The organism is Variovorax sp. MPBD4-3, assembly GCF_058809745.1.
The window spans coordinates 98,572-116,392 of sequence record NZ_JBXASW010000008.1 but is presented as its reverse complement, the minus strand read 5'-3'; the positions used below and the strand labels follow the sequence as shown (position 1 = coordinate 116,392).

The window sequence follows — 17,821 nt, the reverse complement described above, 5'->3', positions numbered from 1 at the left end:
GGCACCAAGTCGCGCGAACAGGGCTTGCCGTTCAACCGGCCTTCGCAGTCCGGTCGATGCCGACGGCGGGGCAAGACGACGCCGGGGCCTTGCCGGGCTCATCCGCGCCGCACCAGTCGCCACCCAGCGCCTTCACCAGGAACACCGCCGTCAGCAGCCGCTGCCCCCGCAGCTGCGCGGCCTGGCGTTCCACCGTCAGCAGCGACTGCTGCGCGGTGATCACGTCGAGGTAGGTCGACGCGCCGCCCTCATAACGGCTGGTGGCCATGTCGAGCACGCGACGCGCGGCCGTCACGGCGGCCTGCGCCTGGGTCGTTGCGCTGTCGAGCGCGGCAAGCCCGGTGATGCCGTCTTCCACTTCCTGCATTGCGGTCAGCACGGTGCGGCGGTAGTTGCCCACGGTGACGTCGTAGCCGGCCTTTGCGAAATCGACGTTGGCGCGGATGCGCCCGCCGTCGAACAGCACCTGCGTGGCCGACACGCCCAGCGACCACAGCAGGCTCGGGCCGTTGAACAGGGTCTCGATCGTGCGGCTGTCCACGCCCACGGTGGGCGAGATGAAGATGCTCGGGTAGAAGGCCGCGGTGGCGACGCCGATCTGCGCGTTGGCGGCGGCCATCGCGCGCTCGGCCGATGCCACGTCGGGCCGGCGCTGCAGGATCTCGGAGGGCACGCCCAGCGGCACGGCCGGCGGCCTGATCTCGCGCAGGTCCACCGGCAGCGAGAAGCTGGGCGCCGGCGTGCCGGTGAGCGTGGCCAGCGCATGCTCGTACTGCGAACGCTGCTTCCTCAGCACGTCGACCTGCGTCAGCGTGGTCTCCAGCAGCGCTTGCTGCTGCGCCACGTCCAGGCCCGATACGGCGCCCAGGTCGTGGCGCGCCGTGACAAGCTCGAGCGCGCGGCGCTGCAGCGCGATGGAGCGGGTGAGCACGTCGAGTTCGACGTCGGTCGAGCGCAGGTTGAAGTAGCTGCTGGCCACGTCGGCGCTGAGCAGCAGCCGGGTGTTCTGCAGGTCCGCCGCCGATTGCTCCGCCGACGCCTTGGCACCCTCTACCGTGCGCTGCACGCGGCCGGCCAGGTCGACTTCGTAGCTCGCATTGAGCGACAGCGCGAAGTCGCTCTGCACGGTCGTCGAATTGGGCGTCGCGTAGTTGGTGAGCGGGCGGTTGGCGGAAATCCTCAGGCGCGAGGCGCGGGTGCCGAGGCCGACCTGCGGATACTGGCCGGCCGCATTGGCCGCGAGCGTGGCGCGCGCCTGCGCCAGCCGCGCATTGGCGATCGCCAGCGTGGGGCTGCCGGCCAGCGCCTGCTGCTGCAGCGCGTCGAGCTGCGGGTCGTCGAAGCGGCGCCACCATGGGCCCTTGTCGGCTGTGTCGCTCGGCGTGCTCACGCGCCAGGGCTCCTCCAGCTTCCAGCTGACCGGCAGCGGCGTGTCCGGCGTCTTGTAGTCGGGGCCGACCGCGCAGCCCGCCAGCAGCATGGCGGCGAGCAGCGTGAGCGGAGCGGCCAGGCGCGGCGGCGTCACGCCGGGGCCTTCGGCGTCGGCGCCTTCGCCGGCGGCGCTTCGGGCGCCACCGCCACCACGTCGCCTTCGGCCAGCGAGTCGGACGGGTTCAGCACCATGCGGTCGGTTTTCTCGAGGCCGTCGATCACCTCGACGTTCTCGCCGTAGTTGCGGCCCAGCGTCACGGCGCGCAGGTTGACGCGGCCCTGCGCATCGACCACCGCGATGCGCGTGCCCTCGGCGCGGAACAGCAGCGCGTTCGACGGCACCGAGAGCGTGCGGCTCGCGGCCAAAGGCAGCGACACCTGCACATAGGCGCCCGGCAGCAGCGCGCCGTCGCTGTTGGGCAGCGACACCTCCACCTGCATCATCCGCGTGGTCGTGTCGATGGAGCCGGCGGTGCGCGCCACCTGGCCCTTGAAGGTCTGGCCGCGCAGTTCGGCCTGCGTCACTACCACGGGCTGGCCGGTCTTCACGAGCTGGGCGTAGGCCTGCGGCACGTTGATGTACACGCGCAGCGGATCGGTCTGCGCAAGCAGGAACAGCGCGCGGCCGGCGCCGCCACCCGCGCCCGCGTCGATCAGGTCGCCCACGTCCACGTTGCGCCGCGTGATCACGCCCGCGAACGGCGCCACCACGCGCTTGAAGCCCTCGGTCTGCTTCAACCGCTGCACGTTGGCGTCGGCCGCCGCCACGTTGGAGGTGGCCTGCGCCACCGCGCTGCGGCGCTCGTCCAGTTCCTGCTGCGAGACCACGTCCTTCTTGCGCAGCGCTTCCCATCGCTCGGCGGTGCTGCGCGCCAGTTCCAGGCCGGAGGCGGCCTGTGCGCGCGCGGCCACGGCCTGCGACAGCTGCTGGTCGATCTCGGGCGTCTCGATCTCGGCGAGCAGCTCGCCCTTTTCGACGCGGCTGCCGATGTCCTTGGTCCAGCGCTTGAGGTAGCCGCTGGCGCGCGCCGAAATGGGCGACTGCACGAAGCCCTGCAGCGTGCCCGGCAGCGACAGTGTCTGGCCCGCGGTGGGCACGCGGGGCAGGGCGGTCTGCACGTACTGCTTCGCGCGTTCGGCCGTGCCCGCTTCGAGCGCGCGGGCGTTGGCGATGCGCACGAACACCGTGCGCGCCGCGCCCAGCCCCAGCAGCACGAGCACGACCAGCACCAGCCAGCGCGTGCGCCGCACGATCTGCCGGCGGCGCAGCAGCTCGCTGTCGCTCTCGCCGGTGGGATGGATGGTCAATGCCGCGTGGCGTTGCTCCGTCATGAAATCAATTCTCCTGGGGCGTTGCGCCCGCTGGCGGTTGATGCTGCTGCTGGGAGGCTTCACGCGCCGCCCGGCGGCGGGCAAGCCGACTGTGCACTCCCGCGAACACGGCGGGTACGAAAAACAATGTCGACACCGTGGCAAAGACCAGGCCACCGATCACCGCACGGCCCAGCGGCGCGTTCTGCTCGGCGCCTTCGCCCAGGCCCAGCGCCATCGGGATCATGCCGATGATCATCGCCAACGCCGTCATCAGCACCGGCCGGATGCGGGTGGCGCCGGCTTCCAGCGCGGCCGACAGCGGCGGGATGCCGGCCTGCAGCCGCTCGCGCGCGAAAGACACCAGAAGAATGGAGTTGGCCGTGGCCACGCCCATGGTCATGATCGCGCCCGTGAGCGCCGGCACGCTCAGCGTGGTGCCGGTGATGAACAGCATCCACGCGATGCCCGCCAGCGCGGCCGGCAGCGCGGTGATGATGATGGCCGCGTCCAGCCACGACTGGAAGGTGACCACGATCAGCAGGTACACCAGCACGATGGCCATCGCCAGCCCCACGCCCAGCCCGATGAACGACGACTGCATGGTCTGCAGCTGGCCGCGGGTGTCGACCCGGCTGCCGCGAGAGAGCCTGGGCCGCATCTCGTCGACCAGCTTCTGCACCTTGGAGGCCACGCTGGCCAGGTCGGTCCCTTGCACGCTCACGTACACGTCGATCACCGGCGCGATGTTGTAGCGCGACATGACGGCCGGCAGCCGGTCGGCCTGCGCGCTCACGAGATTGCCCAGCAACTGCTGCGAGCCCGGCCCGCCCGCGCCGCCGCTGGCGCCCACCGGAATGTTGAGCAGCGAATCGAGCGAATCGACCGTGTATTGCGGCGTCTGCACCGCGATGCTGTAGACCACGCCGTTGGCCGGGTTCAGCCAGAAGGCGGGTGCCGTCTGCGAGCTGCCCGACAGCGCGATGAGCACGTTCTGCCCCACGTTGGCGGCGGTCAGGCCGTATTGCTGCAGGCGCGTGCGGTCCATCTGCAGGCTCAGCGCGGGGCCGTCCAGGCGCTGGTGCACGTGGGCATCGACCGCGCCCGGAATCTGCCGTATCGCCTTGGTCAGCTCGGCCGCGCGCGCCGCGTTGCCGGCGATGTCGTTGCCGCTGAACTGCACGTCGATGGCCGCGGGCAGGCCGAAGTTCAGGATCTGCGTGACGATGTCCGCCGGCTGGAAGAAGAACTCGATGCCCGGAAAGCGCTTGGGCAGCTCGGCCCGCAGCAGCGACACGTGCTGCTCGGTCGGCTTGTGGCCTTCTTTCAGCGACAGCAGCAGCTCGCCGTCGAAGGTGCCGATGGTGCCGGCGTTGCTGTACGACAGGTTGATGCCGCTGTTGGGAATGCCGAGGTTGTCCAGGATGGTTTCGAGCTGGTCCGGCGGCACCAGCTCGCGGATGGCGGCCTCGACCTTGTCGGTGAGGCGCGCGGTTTCCTCGATGCGGGTGCCGGTGGGCGCGCGCAGGTGCAGGCGGATCTGGCCGGCATCGACGGTCGGGAAGAAGTCGCGGCCCAGCGCCGGGTAGAGCAGGCACGACAGCAGGCAGAAGCCGAGGAACAGGCCGATGAAGCCGGCGCGCTTGGATAGCACCGCCGACAGCACCAGCGTGTAGGCGCGGCGCACGCGCTCGAAGCGCTGGTCGAAGGCGCGGTACAGGCGCTGCAGCACGCTCTGCCTTGCGCCTTCGGCCGGCTGTTGCTGCGGGCCGTGCGAGCCGCCCATCAGCAGCATCACCAGCGTCGGCACCAGCGTGCGCGAGAGCAGGTAGGAGGCCAGCATGGCGAACACCACCGCCTCCGCCAGCGGCACGAACAGGAAGCGCGCCACGCCCGAGAGAAAGAACATCGGCACGAACACTATGCAGATGCACAGCGTGGAGACGAAGGCGGCCGAGCCGATCTCGCCCGCGCCCACCTCGATGGCCTCCTTCAGCGGCGTGCCCATGTGCAGGTGCCGCTCGATGTTCTCGATGGTCACGATCGCCTGGTCGACCAGGATGCCCACCGACAGCGCCAGCCCGCCCAGCGTCATGAGGTTGAGCGTTTCGCCCAGCGAGTACAGCACCAGGATGGACGCCAGGATCGACAGCGGAATGGTCAGCCCGATGATCAGCGTGCTGCGCCAGTTGCCCAGGAACAGCAGCACCATCGCGGCGGTGAGCGCGGCGGCCAGGATGGCTTCGAACACCACGCCCTTCACGGCCGCCTTGACGAACACGGACTGGTCGAACAGCGGCGTGATCTTGATGTCCTCGGGCATCGTCTGCGCGGCGACGGGCAGCATGGCGCGGATGTTCGACACGATGTCCAGCGTGGAGGCGCCGCCGTTCTTCAGCACCGACAGCAGCACGCCGCGCACGCCGTCCTGGCGTACCACGTTGGTCTGCGGCGAGAAGCCGTCGCGCACGTAGGCCACGTCGCGCAGGTAGGTGGTGGCGCCGTTCACCGTGCGGATCGGCAGGTCGTTCAGGCCCGCGATGGCGTCGGGCGAGCCGTTCATCTTCACGTTGTATTCGGTGGCGCCGAACTTGGCCGTGCCCGAGGGCAGGATCAGGTTCTGCGTGTTCACCGCGTTCACCACGTCGGCCGGCGAGAGGCCTCGCGCCTGCAGCGCCTGGGTGTCGAGGTCGACCGAGATCAGCCGGTTCTTGCCGCCGTAGGGAAAGGGAATGGCCGCGCCCGGCACCGTGATGAGTTGCGGGCGCAGCTGGTTGACGGTGGCGTCGAACAGGGAGTTTTCAGAGCGCGTGGGGCTCGACAGCGCCAGCTGGATCACCGGCACGCTGGAAGCCGAATACTTGATGACCAGCGGCGGCGTGATGCCCGGCGGCAGCTGCCGCACCTGCGCCTGCATGGAGGCCACCACCTGCGAGATCGCCATCTCGATGTTGGCCGTGGGCTGGAAGAACACCTTGATGATCGATACGCCCGCCAGCGACTGCGACTCGATGTGCTCGATGTCGCTCACCGTGGTGGTCAGGCCCCGCTCGACCTGGCCCGAGATGCGCTGCCCCATTTCCTGCGCCGGCAGGCCGGTGTAGTTCCAGATGACGCTGACCACCGGAATATTGATTTCCGGAAAGATGTCGGTGGCCATGCGCGCCAGCACGAAGGGCGTGGCCAGCACGATCAGCATCGCCATGACGATGAAGGTGTACGGACGACGCAACGCAAGCTGGACCATGGAGGGGACTCTCTGCTTCCGACGGAAAAAGGTTTCGCATCATAAGGAAGTAGATTTAAGTTTGCTGGGCCGGTCAGGGCAGCTGTCGCGCTTTACCAAATGGGTGGCGAATGACACCAGGCGCCCTTCGCACAGGGCACTCTCAGGCCTTGCCCGCCCGCATTGCTTCGAGAGCCACGGACACGCGGTTCATTGCGTCGGCGACGATTTCCAGTTCTTGCGCAGTGGCTGGCGCAACCATCGCACTCACGAGTTCGGCCTGGATCGCCAGGCACTTCCGGGCGATTGCCATGCCGTCATCGGTCAAGGTCAGGCGCCTGATTCGCGCGTCGGCACCGTCGCTGTCGCGCCGCACCCATCCCCTGGTCTCCATCTGCGTGAGCAGCATGCTGACGCCACTCTTGGCGACGAAGCAACGAGCGGCCAGCGCCTGCTGCGTGATGCCCGGCGTGGTCGCGATGGTGGCCAGTACCTCGTGTTCGCCCACGCGCAAACCGATCGCGGCGAGCCGTGACGCCATGACCGCGTCGCACAGGTTGTAGGCCCGTACCACAGCCAGCCAGGCTTGGGTTCCATGGGGCGACGAGGGCGCGCGGTCGAGTTCGGTCGGTTTTTTGGGCTTTGGGGTTTTGGTGGTGGCCATGGGTATAGTTCAGTATTGAACATATACTGTTCATTGCTGAACCAATTATGGCCTGCCCATGAATCTCTACTTGCGCCTGCTGATGACTCTGCTGCGTGCCTGGCGTGCACCGCGCCTGGTGCCAGGCGACACGCTGGAGCGGCGGCTTCGGGTGCTGCCCAACGACCTGGACATCAACGGCCACATGAACAACGGCCGCTATCTGACCATCATCGACCTGATGCTGGTCGAGTACTTCGTGCGCACCGGCTTTGCCGCGACCATGTTGCGTCAGGGCTGGCGGCCGATGTCGGGTGGCTCGCTCATCAGCTATCGGCGTGGGCTGAACCCGTTCGAGGTGTACACGCTGCGTTTCCGGCTCGACGCCACCGACCAGCACTGGAACTACATGCGCTTCGAGTTCGTCAAGGGCGACAAGGTATGCGCCGCCGGCTACATGAAGGGCGCGGCCGTAGGGCGCAACGGGCTGGTGCCCAACCTGGAGTCGTACGCCGCCATGGGCCTGGTGCCGCCGGCGCATGCACTGCCGTCGCCCGTGCGCGACTGGATCGCGGCAGAGCAGGGCGTGATGAGCGCGGCCTGGTGATGCAACTCAGGCCTCGGGTGCACCGAGCGCCAGCCGCAACTGCGTGACATTCGGGTTGCCCGGATCGCGCCGCACCTTGAAGCCCAGCTTGCGCGCCAGCGCCAGCATCGCGACGTTGTCGAACAGCGTGATGTCCGCGAGCTGCCTCACACCTGCATCGGCCGCCGCATCGATCAGCTTGCGCATGAGCTTGTGGGCCACGCCCCGGTGCTGCCAGGCGTCGGCGATGACCACCGCGAATTCCGCGACGTGCGCCGTCTCGGGTGTGTCGCCGCGCACGTAGCGCGTCACGCCCACCTGCTGCTCGGCGCCGTCGGCCACGGTGGTCGCGATGAGCGCCAGTTCGCGGTCGTAGTCGATGTGGGTCATGCGCCAGAGTTCGTCCGGCTGTGGCTTGCGCGGGGACAGCAGGCGGCGGTAGCCGGTTTCGTTCGACAGGCCCGCCACGAATGCCGCGTGCATGGCCAGGTCGTCGGCGCGGATCGGGCGGATGCGCACCGCCGTGCCGTCGCGCAGTTGCCAGTCCTCGACCAGGTGGCTGGGGTAGTCGAGGGCCGGCATGGCATCGCTCGGGCGACTCAGCCGATGACTTCGGGCCAGTCGGTGTGGAAGAACTGGCCTTCGGGCTTGTCGACGCGCTCGTAGGTATGGGCGCCGAAGAAGTCGCGCTGCGCCTGCAGCAGGTTGGCCGGCAGGCGCTCGGTGCGGTAGCTGTCGTAGTAGGCCAGCGACGCGCTGAATGCCGGCACGGGAATGCCGTTGCTCACCGCCAGCGCCACCACTTCGCGCCAGCTCTGCTGCGTGCGGTTGAGCAGGTCCTTGAAGAACGGGTCGAGCATCAGGTTGCCCAGCGCCGGGTCGGTGCGGAAGGCGTCGGTGATGCGGTTCAGGAAGCGCGCGCGGATGATGCAGCCGCCGCGCCAGATCGATGCGATGCCGCCCAGGTCGAGCTTCCATTCCTTCTTGTCGCCCATCGTCTTGATGAGGTCGAAGCCCTGCGTGTAGCTGATGACCTTGGAGGCGTAGAGCGCGTCGTGCACCTTGGCCACCAGCGCCTTCTTCTCGAGCGACAGCTCGATCTTCGGCCCCTGCAGCAGCTTGCTGGCCGCCACGCGCGCCTTCTTCTGCGACGACAGCACGCGCGCTTCCACGGCGGCGTTGATGGTGCTGATGACCACGGCGTTCTCGGCCGCGTTGATCAGCGTCCACTGACCCGTGCCCTTCTGGCCGGCCTTGTCGAGGATCACGTCGACGATCGGCTTGCCGGTTTCCGGGTCTTTCTGCTCGAGCGCCTTGGCGGTGATCTGGATCAGGTAGCTCTGCAGCTCGCCGTCGTTCCATTCGTTGAAGATGGCGGCCATCTCTTCGGTGCTGAAGCCGGCCGCCTTGAACAGGCTGTAGGCCTCGCAGATGAGCTGCATGTCGCCGTACTCGATGCCGTTGTGCACCATCTTCACGTAGTGGCCCGCGCCGCCGGGGCCGATGTGAATGACGCAGGGATCGCCGTCGACCTTGGCCGCGATGCTCTCGAAAATCGGCTTCATCACTTCCCAGGTGGAAAGCGGGCCGCCCGGCATGATCGACGGGCCCTTGCGCGCGCCTTCCTCGCCGCCCGACACACCGGCGCCGATGAAGCGCAGGCCCTTGCTGCTCAGGTAGGCGTCGCGGCGTTCGGTGTCGGTGTAGAGGCTGTTGCCGCCGTCGATGACGATGTCGTCCTTGTCGAGCAGCGGGATGAGCTGCTCGATCACCTGGTCGACCGGTGCGCCGGCCTTGACCATGATCTGGATCTTGCGGGGCTTGGACAGGCTCTGGACGAAATCCTCCAGCGTCTTGGTGCCCACCAGCTTCTTGCCGGGGTTGGCGGCAATGAAGGCTTCGGTGGTGGCTTCGGTGCGGTTGTACACGCTGACCTGGAAGCCGCGGCTTTCCACGTTCAGCACGAGGTTCTGGCCCATCACGGCCAGGCCGATCAGTCCGAAATCGCTTTTGGTGCTCATGGCCCTTCTTTCATTCATGTGCGCGGGCGGAGCGCTCCGCGCACGGGGTTTGGTTCCAGAACCATTTTGCCGGGGTCGGGAAAGGGCCGCAGTCGGAGGCGGTCTATACCCGCTTGGCAACCCGGCGGGGCTTGGGTATGTTCGCGCGCATGAGCAATGCCATCCACCGCTGGTCGACCGACGCCGTGCCGCCCGCGCAGCGGCTGGACTACTGGGTCGGCGCGGTGTGCGAGGGCTTCCTGGAGATGGACGTGACCAGCCCCGAGGCCGGGCGCTTCGGGGCCACGCTGGAGTCGGCGCCGCTCGGGCCCATCGTCGTGAACCGGGTGCGCGGCAGCGCGCAGGACGTCTACCGCACCCGCCGCGCCATCGCCCAGAGCCGCCACAACTACTTCTACCTGCTCTGCAAGACCGACTCTGCCTGGGTGGCGGTGCAGGACGGCCGCTCCGCGCGGCTGCTGCCCGGCGACGCGGTGCTGGTCGATTCACGCCGGTGCTACGAATTTCACCTGCTGCAATCGGCCGACACCCTCTCGCTCGAACTGCCCACCGCCTGGGTCGACGAATGGATACCCGATGCCGGCGACCAGGTGGCGCGGCGCATCGACGGGCAGGCCGGGTGGGGCGGCGTGCTGTGCGGCTTTCTGCGGCAGCTGTCGCCGGAAGTTGCAGTGCAGCCGCCGCTGCTCGCCGGCTTGCTGAGCGACCAGCTCGGCAGCCTGCTGGCGCTGGCGACCGGGCAGGGGCAGTCGAGCGCGCCCGACAGCGGCCGGGAGGCGCTGCGCCGCCGCGTGCTCGACGCCACGCGCGAGCGGCATGCCGAACCCGGCCTCACGGCCGCGAGCGTTGCGCGCGGGCTGGGCATTTCGGAGCGCAGCCTGCACCGCTGCCTGGCCTGCGGCGTCGGCGAGGGTGAAGGCGCCATCACCTTCGCCGGCGCGCTCGCGGGCTTCCGGATGGCGGCGGCGCGCCGCATGCTGGGCGACGCGCGCTTCGACCGGCTGGGCATCGCGGAAATCGGCTTTCGCGTGGGGCTGACGGACGCGTCGCACTTCGTGCGGCAGTGCCGTGCGCACCTCGGCGCCACGCCGGGTGAACTGCGGCGCCGGCGCTGAGCCGGCAGCCGCCGCGCGCTCAGATGGCGCGCAGGTTCACCCGCCTTGAAAGCGCCTGCGCGCTTTCGCGCCGCTCGCTGTAGCGGTCGACGAGGTAGCCGGCACAGTCGCGCGTGAGCAGCGTGAACTTGACCAGCTCCTCCATCACGTCGACCACGCGCTCGTAGTACGGCGAAGGCTTCATGCGGCCGGCCTCGTCGAACTCCATGAAGGCCTTGGCCACCGACGACTGGTTGGGGATCGTGAGCATGCGCATCCAGCGCCCGAGCACGCGCAGCTGGTTCACCGCGTTGAACGACTGCGAGCCGCCCGACACCTGCATCACCGCCAGCGTCTTGCCCTGCGTGGGCCTTACCGAACCGACCGACAGCGGGATCCAGTCGATCTGCGATTTCATGATGCCGGTCATGGCGCCGTGCCGCTCGGGCGATGTCCACACCATGCCTTCGGCCCACTGCGCGAGGCTGCGCAGTTCGCTGACCTTCGGGTGGTCTTCGGGCGCGCCGTCCGGCGGGGGCAGGCCGTGCGGGTCGTAGATGCAGGGCTCGGCGCCCATGGCGCCCAGCAGGCGCGCGGCTTCCTCGGTCAGCAGCCGGCTGTAGGAGCGTTCGCGAAGCGAGCCGTAGAGCAGCAGGATGCGCGGCGCATGCGTGGCGCGCTGCGCGGGCAGCAGGGAGTGCAGCCCGGGCAGGCGGAAGGCCTCGGGGTCGAGGTTGGGAAGGTCAGGGGCGAATGACACGCTGGCCTTTCGCATCGATGACGGGTTCGCCATCCTCCTTGGAAAACGCACCCTGCTGCGGGCGCGGGAGGATGTCGAGCACCAACTCCGAAGGCCGGCAGAGGCGAGTGCCCAGCGGCGTCACCACCACCGGCCGGTTGATGAGGATCGGATGCGCCAGCATGAAGCCGATGAGCTCGTCGTCGGTCCACTTCGGATCGTCGAGGCCGAGTTCGTCGTACGGCGTGCCCTTGCGGCGCAGCAGGTCGCGCACCGGCATGCCCATCTGCGCGATCAGCCGCTGCAGCGTGGCGCGGTCCGGCGGGTTCTTCAGATACTCGATGACGGCGGGCTCCTCGCCGGAGTTGCGGATCAGCGCGAGCACATTGCGGGACGTGCCGCAGTCGGGGTTGTGATAGATCTTGATGTGGTTGTTCATGGCAGTGCGATGCTCAGTCGAAGCGCCAGTGCCGCCAGGGTGACGAACAGCACCGGCAGGGTCAGCACGATGCCGACCCGGAAATATTCACCCCAGCCGATCAGCGTGCCCTTCTTCGCGAGCACGTGCAGCCAGAGCAGCGTGGCGAGGCTGCCTATCGGCGTGATCTTCGGGCCCAGGTCGCAGCCGATCACGTTGGCGTAGACCATCGCTTCCTTCACCGCGCCGCTCGCGGCCGACGCGTCGATGGAAAGCGCCCCGACCAGCACCGTGGGCATGTTGTTCATGACCGAAGACAGCACCGCCGCGAGAAAGCCCGTGCCCATTGCCGCACCCCAGACGCCGCCCTGCGCGAACACATCGAGCAGCGCCGCGACCTGCCCGGTGAGCCCCGCGTTGCGAAGCCCGTACACCACCAGGTACATGCCGAGGGAAAACACCACGATCTGCCAGGGCGCGCCGCGCAGCACGCCGCGGATGCCGATCACCGGACCGCGCCCGGCCACCGCCAGCAGCACCACCGCGCCGAATGCGGCCACAGCGCTGACCGGCACGCCCAGCGGCTCGAGTCCGAAGAAGCCGACCAGCAGCAGCGCCAGCACCACCCAGCCGGCGCGGAAGGTCGCCGGGTCGCGGATCGCATCGGCAGGCGCCTTGAGCCGGGCCGCGTCGTAGCGTGCCGGAATGCCTCGGCGGAAGTACAGCATCAGCACCAGCAGGCTCGCGAGCACCGCCGCGATGTTCACCGGCACCATCACCGAGGCATACGCGCCGAAGCCGATCCGGAAGAAGTCGGCCGAGACGATGTTCACGAGGTTGGACACGATCAGCGGCAGGCTCGCGGTGTCGGCGATGAAGCCCGCCGCCATGACGAAGGCGAGCGTGGCCGCGGGCGTGAAGCCGAGCGCGGCCAGCATCGCCATCACGATGGGCGTGAGGATCAGCGCGGCGCCGTCGTTGGCGAACAGCGCCGACACCGCCGCGCCCAGCAGCACGACGAACGCGAACAGCAGCCTGCCGCGCCCGCCGCCCCAGCGCGCCACGTGCAGGGCGGCCCATTCGAAGAAGCCCGCCTCGTCGAGCAGCAGGCTGATGACGATCACCGCGACGAAGGTGGCGGTCGCGTTCCACACGATGCCCCAGACCACGGGAATGTCGGACAACTGGACCACGCCCAGCAGCAGCGCGATGACGGCGCCGAGCGATGCGCTCCAGCCGATGCCCAGGCCGCGCGGCTGCCAGATGACCAGCACGAGCGTGAAGACGAAGATCAGGACGGCGGTCAGCATGCCGGCCTCAGCAGCCGCATGCCGAAGGAGCCTCGACGGCGCAGGCCTCGCCCTGGCAGCAGTTCTCGCCAAGGTAGCCGAGCAGCGCGTTCATCTGCTCGAAGGCGGCGCGGTACACGAGGTTGCGCCCCTGCCGTTCCTGCGACACCAGCCCCGAATTCATCAGTTCCTTGAGGTGGAACGACAGGCTGGTGCCGGGCACCTCCAGCGATTCGGTGAGTGCGCCGGGCGTCAGGCCGGCAGGGCCGGCGACCACCAGCGCGCGGAACACGCGCAGGCGAATGGGTTGCGCCAGGGCGGCGAGGGAGCGGACGACGTCGTTTTCTTCCATATTTCAAGTATCGTTGAATAATTGAATGGAAGCAATCGCGTCGAGCCTTGGCACGAATCGGCCATCCGGCTGGCAGGCATGGGCTATTCAAAATGGATCACTGTTTCTAAAGTGCTCATCCGTCGCAACAACGAAAGAGACTTCCATGTCAGACACCTACGTTCTGGTTCACGGCGCATGGCACACCGGTGCCGAGATCGAAGCCGTGGCCGACGGCCTGCGCGCGGCCGGCCACACCGTGCATTGCCCCACGCTCGCCGGCAACAACCCCGGTGACGACCGCGCCAGCACCGGCCTGGAAGACGCCATCGCCTCGGCCGTGCGCTACATCGAGGAAAAGAACCTCACCGAGGTGCGGCTGGTGGGCCACAGCTACGGCGGGATGGTGATCTCCGGCGTGGCGGACCGCATCGCTGCGCGGTTGAAGCGGCTGGTCTACATCAACGCCTTCGTGCCGCTGGACGGCGAATCGCTCAACGACATGGTGCCGCCGCACTACGTGAGCATGTTCGATGCCGTCGCAGAGGCCAACGGCAACGCCGTGACCTTGCCGTTCGAGATCTGGCGCGAAGCCTTCATCAACGACGCCGACTTCGAAACGGCCACCGCCGCCTACGCCAGGCTCAACCCGCATCCGTACCGCACCTTCACCGACAAGATCCGGCTCAAGCAGCCGCTGGCCGCGCTGGCGCTGGGCAAGTCCTACGTCAATTGCCAGCAGGACACGGCGATGCCGCACGGCCTGCCGTGGCATCCGCGCCTGTCGGAGCGGCTGGGGCTGTTCAGGCTGGTTGAGTGCCCCGGCAGCCACGAGATGTTCTTCTCCAACCCGGCGCGGCTGGCGCAGGCCATCATCGAGGCGGGGCGCGACTGAACGCGCGGGTCAGCGGCTGCTGAAGAGTGCGTCGTACACGCGGATCGACGCATAGGCGTCGTTCGCGGCGTAGCGGATCTGCGCCTCGGTGAGCTGCCTGTTGGCCCAGTTCGAGGTGGTCGCCTTGCGCGACTTGATGAAGCGGCGGTTGAACACCAGCGCCACCGCCGCCTTCACGCCGACCGACTTGCGGTAGCCGCGCCTGCGGAATTCGTCGTCGATGTCGAACACCGCCTTCGGCTCGATGCCGAGGCGGTTGCGTATCAGCGTGAGGTCGCCCGACAGCCCGAAGCCGACCTTGCGCAGCTCGGTCGATGCAATGAGCGCGGCCACCACCGGGTTGCACTCTGTGCGGTGCAGCTGGAACAGCCAGGCCGTGTCGCGGGTGGAGAACTGCACCACGTGCGGGCCGCCCGACACCTCGTTCTTTGCGAAGGTGGGCTTGGATTCGGTGTCGAAGCCGGCAATGCCCGCGGCCAGCAGCGCGCCGGCCGCATGCTCGGCGTCCTGCAGCGTGGCGACGACCACGATGTCTTTCAGGCCGAGGCCTTCGAAGGGTTCGAGCAGCGCGATCTGTTCGCGCTCGGGCAGGGGCGGGAGTGCCGGCTTGTGTTGCTCGCTCACCGGGAGGCTGCTTTCGTTGTCGTCTTTTTCTTCACTGCGGCTTTCTTTGCGGGAGGTTTCTTCTGTTTGGGTGGCTGGCCCGAGCGCAACGCCGCCTCGTAGGCGCGGCGGCCCCAGAGGGCTGCCTCGTGCCGGTCCTCGAACAGGTCCGCCGGAGCCAGCCGGTAGGACATCGGCATCGACTGGCCCTGGCGTTCGTAGGTGAAGGGCGGAAGGTCCAGCGCGTCGAAGTGCGGCGCGCTTTCTGCGTCGGCCTTGAGGTAGAGCGTGTCGTTCACCACGAGGGCGATCATGCGGTCCTCGTGCCAGATGCCGTGGCCGCCGAACATGCGGCGCGTGCGAATGCGGCCCAGGCGCTCGAACACCTCGTGCAGGCTTTCGACGAATTCGCTCATTCGACAACCTTCGTGCTTCGCACTGCGGAGCGAGCTTGCTTGGGGCGGCCCGGCGCTGCGCTCATGCAGTGATCTCGATGCGGTTGCCGTCGGGGTCCAGCACCACGCTCTCGTAGTAGCCGTCGCCGGTGCGGCGCGGCCCGTCGAGCAGCGGGTAGCCGTCGGCTTTCAGGCGCTGGGTGAGCGCGTCGACGGCCGCGTCGGAGCCCACGCTGATGGCCAGGTGCGTCCAGCCCATGCGCTGGGCGCCAGCCTCGGCCGTCACCGGGGAGAGCGTGGAGGTGGTCATGGCCTCGATGCGCGCGCCGTCGCCCAGGCTCAGGAAGCACGAGGCGAAGCCCTTGGCCGGGTTGACATACCCCGCGCCGGCGGTGGCGCCGAAGTAGTCGACATAGAAGCGCTTGCAGCGTTCGAGATCGGTGGTCCAGAGTGCGATGTGATCGATGCGCATGGAGGGCGGGAAGAGAGGCTGGATCAGCCCACGCGCCACGGCGGGCGAGCGGGCGACCAATGGTAGGCGATGCGTTCGCGGCCGCTGCCCGGATGGCGGTCGACCGTGCCGCGCTCCAGGCCGTAGCGCTCGTAGAAGCGCTGCGCCGAGGTGTTGGTCACTGCAACGTGCAGCCGCCAGCCGGTTGGAATGCGCACGCAGGCCTCGTCGAGCAGCGCCTTGCCAAGGCCCTGGGCGCGCAGGTGCGGTTCCACGAAGAGCTGTGCCACGTACTCTCGCCGCTCCAGCAGCACCATGAACGCCAGCACCTGGCCCTCGCGTTCCGCCAGCACCACGTCGGCGGGCGGGCCGAACTCGGTGTGCACGCGATGCAGCCAGTGGCCGATGGGTTCGATGAAGGCTGCGCCGCGGTTGGCGGCAGTCCAGGCCCGTCGCCAGATGCCGGCCAGCACCATGTTCTCTTCTGCGGAACCTTCGCGCGACCGCAGGTGGAAGGCGGGAATTTGGGCGGCGGACATGCGGCTCATGATACGGCGCGAGTCCGCCCCGGTCGACCCGGGCCGCCGCTCAGGCGCGCAGGCTCTGCGCGTGGTGCGCGATGTGGTCGGCCATGAAGGTCTGGATGAAGTAGTAGCCGTGGTCATAGCCCGCGTGGCGGCGCAGCGTGAGCGGCTGGCCGGCGGCGAAGCAGGCCGCCTCGAACGCCTCGGGGTGCAATTGCTCCGCGAGGAATTTGTCGCTCAGCCCCTGGTCGATCAGGATGCCTTGCGGGTAAGGCGCGGCCACCTGCGACTTCATGAGCGCGCTGGCGTCGTGCGAGAGCCATTGCGCGCGGTCGTCGCCGGGCGCGCCCAGGTAGCCGGCGAAGGCCTTCTCGCCCCACGGGCACTGCGTGGGCGCGCAGATCGGCGCGAAGGCAGAGAGCGACTTGAAGCGCCCCGGATGCCGCAGCGCCAGCGTGAGCGCACCGTGGCCGCCCATCGAGTGGCCGAAGATGCCGACGCGATGGCCGTCGACGGCGAAGTGCGCGGCCACCAGCGGCAGCAGCTCGTGCACGATCCAGCTCTCCATGCGCCAGTGCGTGGCCCAGGGCTCGGCGAGCGCGTCGAGGTAGAAGCCCGCGCCGATGCCGAAGTCCCAGTTGTCCTTGGCGCCCGGAATGCGCTCCGCCTCGGCGCCGCGCGGGCTGGTGTCGGGCGCGATCAGCGCAATGCCCAGGCTCGCGGCCATGCGCTGCGCGCCGGCCTTCACCGCGAAGGTTTCTTCGTTGCAGGTCAGGCCCGCGAGGTAGAGCAGGGCGGGCACGGGGCCGTTCGCGGCCTGCGGCGGCAGGTAGACCGAGAAGCGCATCGGCAGGCCGATTTCGTGCGAGCGGTGCTCGTGGAAGCTCTGCACGCCGCCGAAGGCGTGATGCTCGGAAAGGGTCTTGGGTGTGTTGTCTGTCATGGGGTGTTGTTGCGCAACGCGGGGACCAGGTCGAGCACGGCATCGGCAAAGGTGCGCGGCGCTTCCTGCGGCATGTTGTGGCCCACGCCGGGCACGAGGCGGTGCGAGCGCGGGCCGGAAAAGCGGTGCGCGTGGGCCGACGCCTCCGCCGGCGGGCGCACGCCGTCGTCGATGCCGTCGAAGGTGATGGTCGGCACGGTGATGGCGGGCTGCGCCGCGAGCCGGCGCTCGATGTCCGCGTAGGCCGGGTCGCCCGGCACCAGGCCGAAGCGGTGGCGGTACGACTGGATCACCACGTCCACGAAGTCGGGGTGGTCGAATGCGGCGGCGCTGCGCTCGAAGGTGGCGTCGTCGAACTTCCAGGTCGGCGACCACAGCTTCCACAGCAGCTTCGTGAATGCCCTGCGGTCTTTCTCGAGGCCTGCGCGGCCGCGCTCGCTGTGGAAGTAGTACTGGTACCAGAGGCTGTGCTCGTTGGCCGGCGTGTCGGGCTCCATCGCCTTCGCGATGTTCTGGATGTTGTAGCTGTTGAAGGACACCAGCCCCGCCACGCGCTCCGGCCACAGCGCCGCGACCACGCAGGCGGCACGGCCGCCCCAGTCGTAGCCGGCCAGCACCGCGCGCTCGATCTTCAGCGCATCGAGCAGCGCCAGCAGGTCGGCGCCGAGTGCTGCCTGCTCGCCCGAACGCGGCGTGGCGTCGCTCAGGAAGCGCGTGGCGCCGTAGCCGCGCAGGTACGGCACGATCACGCGGCAGCCCTGTCCGGCCAGCATGGGCGCGACTTCCGCGTAAGTGTGGATGTCGTACGGAAAGCCGTGCATCAGCAGCACTGGCGGGCCGTCTGCCGGACCGGTCTCGAAGTACGCGACTTCGAGGACGCCGGCCTCGATCTTCTGCAAGGGCTCCATGCGTGTCATGGCC

General features: G+C 68.6%; 19 protein-coding genes. 3 read left to right on the top strand and 16 right to left on the bottom strand.

From position 1 onward, the window contains the following. Positions 1–31 precede the first annotated feature (31 nt). The 4 genes from AC1RVW_RS07230 to AC1RVW_RS07215 form a co-directional block, all read right to left on the bottom strand. Complete coding sequence (locus tag AC1RVW_RS07230; RefSeq protein ID WP_493199004.1) at positions 32–1,480, bottom strand: efflux transporter outer membrane subunit; 1,449 nt, start codon at positions 1,478–1,480, stop codon at positions 32–34. Between the two features lie 41 nt (positions 1,481–1,521). Continuing rightward, the gene (locus AC1RVW_RS07225) at positions 1,522–2,763 is read right to left on the bottom strand and encodes an efflux RND transporter periplasmic adaptor subunit (RefSeq protein ID WP_493198944.1); all 1,242 of its coding nucleotides are present in this window, start codon (positions 2,761–2,763) and stop codon (positions 1,522–1,524) included. A 4-nt stretch (positions 2,764–2,767) separates the two neighbouring features. Continuing rightward, positions 2,768–5,989 (bottom strand): efflux RND transporter permease subunit, encoded by a 3,222-nt coding sequence (locus tag AC1RVW_RS07220; protein WP_493198942.1) that lies wholly within the window; start codon positions 5,987–5,989, stop codon positions 2,768–2,770. Positions 5,990–6,131: 142 nt separating this feature from the next. Next, complete coding sequence (locus tag AC1RVW_RS07215; protein WP_493198940.1) at positions 6,132–6,632, bottom strand: MarR family winged helix-turn-helix transcriptional regulator; 501 nt, start codon at positions 6,630–6,632, stop codon at positions 6,132–6,134. A gap of 58 nt (positions 6,633–6,690) precedes the next feature. On the opposite strand from AC1RVW_RS07215, the gene AC1RVW_RS07210 reads away from it, so the two are divergent. Next, positions 6,691–7,218 (top strand): thioesterase family protein, encoded by a 528-nt coding sequence (locus tag AC1RVW_RS07210; RefSeq protein ID WP_081268580.1) that lies wholly within the window; start codon positions 6,691–6,693, stop codon positions 7,216–7,218. Positions 7,219–7,224: 6 nt separating this feature from the next. On the opposite strand, the gene AC1RVW_RS07205 is transcribed toward AC1RVW_RS07210, so the two are convergent. Both AC1RVW_RS07205 and gnd read right to left on the bottom strand, forming a co-directional pair. Beyond that, the gene (locus tag AC1RVW_RS07205; protein ID WP_493198937.1) at positions 7,225–7,779 is read right to left on the bottom strand and encodes a GNAT family N-acetyltransferase; all 555 of its coding nucleotides are present in this window, start codon (positions 7,777–7,779) and stop codon (positions 7,225–7,227) included. 17 nt (positions 7,780–7,796) lie between these two features. Further along, entirely contained in the window at positions 7,797–9,218 is a 1,422-nt protein-coding gene (gnd, locus tag AC1RVW_RS07200) for a decarboxylating NADP(+)-dependent phosphogluconate dehydrogenase (RefSeq protein WP_493198935.1), read from the bottom strand. Positions 9,219–9,367: 149 nt separating this feature from the next. On the opposite strand from gnd, the gene AC1RVW_RS07195 reads away from it, so the two are divergent. Next, a complete protein-coding gene (locus AC1RVW_RS07195; protein WP_493198933.1) occupies positions 9,368–10,333 on the top strand; it encodes an AraC-like ligand-binding domain-containing protein in 966 nt (321 codons plus the stop codon). 19 nt (positions 10,334–10,352) lie between these two features. Here the strand turns inward: AC1RVW_RS07195 and arsH are convergent, their stop codons facing one another. Genes arsH through AC1RVW_RS07175 form a run of 4 tightly spaced genes read right to left on the bottom strand, consistent with a single transcriptional unit; the run spans position 10,353 to position 13,110 of the window. Next, positions 10,353–11,087: an arsenical resistance protein ArsH gene (gene arsH, locus AC1RVW_RS07190; RefSeq protein ID WP_493198931.1), complete on the bottom strand. Its 735-nt coding sequence runs from the start codon at positions 11,085–11,087 to the stop codon at positions 10,353–10,355. After that, complete coding sequence (arsC, locus tag AC1RVW_RS07185) at positions 11,056–11,490, bottom strand: arsenate reductase (glutaredoxin) (RefSeq protein ID WP_493198929.1); 435 nt, start codon at positions 11,488–11,490, stop codon at positions 11,056–11,058. Before arsC ends, arsH begins: the two co-directional genes overlap by 32 nt. Beyond that, positions 11,487–12,779 carry an arsenic transporter gene (locus AC1RVW_RS07180; RefSeq protein ID WP_493198928.1) on the bottom strand — a complete coding sequence of 431 codons (1,293 nt, stop codon included), beginning with the start codon at positions 12,777–12,779 and terminating at the stop codon, positions 11,487–11,489. The genes arsC and AC1RVW_RS07180 overlap by 4 nt, the downstream gene beginning before the upstream one ends. 7 nt (positions 12,780–12,786) lie before the next feature. Continuing rightward, positions 12,787–13,110, bottom strand: a complete 324-nt coding sequence (locus AC1RVW_RS07175; RefSeq protein WP_106937374.1) for an ArsR/SmtB family transcription factor — start codon at positions 13,108–13,110, stop codon at positions 12,787–12,789. A 145-nt stretch (positions 13,111–13,255) separates the two neighbouring features. Between AC1RVW_RS07175 and AC1RVW_RS07170 the strand changes: the two genes are divergently transcribed. Continuing rightward, positions 13,256–13,984, top strand: coding sequence for an alpha/beta fold hydrolase (locus AC1RVW_RS07170; RefSeq protein ID WP_081268587.1), 729 nt, complete (start codon positions 13,256–13,258; stop codon positions 13,982–13,984). 9 nt (positions 13,985–13,993) lie between these two features. Here the strand turns inward: AC1RVW_RS07170 and AC1RVW_RS07165 are convergent, their stop codons facing one another. From AC1RVW_RS07165 to AC1RVW_RS07140, 6 genes are all read right to left on the bottom strand, one after another. Then, the gene (locus AC1RVW_RS07165; RefSeq protein ID WP_081268588.1) at positions 13,994–14,608 is read right to left on the bottom strand and encodes a 3'-5' exonuclease; all 615 of its coding nucleotides are present in this window, start codon (positions 14,606–14,608) and stop codon (positions 13,994–13,996) included. Next, a complete protein-coding gene (locus tag AC1RVW_RS07160; RefSeq protein WP_493198925.1) occupies positions 14,605–15,003 on the bottom strand; it encodes a TfoX/Sxy family protein in 399 nt (132 codons plus the stop codon). Before AC1RVW_RS07160 ends, AC1RVW_RS07165 begins: the two co-directional genes overlap by 4 nt. Before the next feature lie 61 nt (positions 15,004–15,064). After that, a complete protein-coding gene (locus AC1RVW_RS07155) occupies positions 15,065–15,454 on the bottom strand; it encodes a VOC family protein (RefSeq protein WP_493198923.1) in 390 nt (129 codons plus the stop codon). Positions 15,455–15,477: 23 nt separating this feature from the next. Next, entirely contained in the window at positions 15,478–15,972 is a 495-nt protein-coding gene (locus AC1RVW_RS07150; RefSeq protein WP_234382446.1) for a GNAT family N-acetyltransferase, read from the bottom strand. A gap of 49 nt (positions 15,973–16,021) precedes the next feature. Continuing rightward, positions 16,022–16,900: an S-formylglutathione hydrolase gene (gene fghA, locus AC1RVW_RS07145; RefSeq protein ID WP_493198921.1), complete on the bottom strand. Its 879-nt coding sequence runs from the start codon at positions 16,898–16,900 to the stop codon at positions 16,022–16,024. Then, entirely contained in the window at positions 16,897–17,817 is a 921-nt protein-coding gene (locus AC1RVW_RS07140; protein ID WP_493198919.1) for an alpha/beta fold hydrolase, read from the bottom strand. The genes fghA and AC1RVW_RS07140 overlap by 4 nt, the downstream gene beginning before the upstream one ends. Positions 17,818–17,821 lie beyond the last annotated feature (4 nt).